Raw genomic sequence first — 361 nt, 5'->3', positions numbered from 1 at the left:
GAGCGGAACTATCAGAGAAGCGGATATGCTCCGGCCGGATGCCAAGCGCCAATTCGCCCGGTGCGACATCGGCATGGATTTCCGGCACACCGACAGCAATCCCGGCGACGGAAACCGAGCGCGCGCCCTTCTGCAAGCCGCTCTGGAAGCGCATGAAATTCATCGGCGGCGAGCCGATGAAGTCGGCGACATACATCGTGGCCGGGCGATTGTAGATTTCCTGCGGCGTGCCGAATTGTTCGATGACGCCATGGTTCATCACCGCGATCTTGTCGGCCATCGCCATGGCTTCCAACTGGTCATGGGTGACGTAGACAGTCGTGGCATGAATGCGGTTATGCAGTTCGCGCAGTTCATGCAC

At 59.6% G+C, this 361-nt stretch carries 1 pseudogene; it reads right to left on the bottom strand.

The annotated features are described in order from the left end of the window. Positions 1 to 361, bottom strand: a pseudogene (locus AC1D0P_RS32360) (ABC transporter ATP-binding protein); the annotation flags it as partial.

The sequence above is a fragment of the Polaromonas sp. P1_G2 genome, from assembly GCF_056405515.1.
The sequence above is the reverse complement of the archived record's forward strand: the minus strand, read 5'-3'. Positions and strand labels throughout refer to the sequence as shown.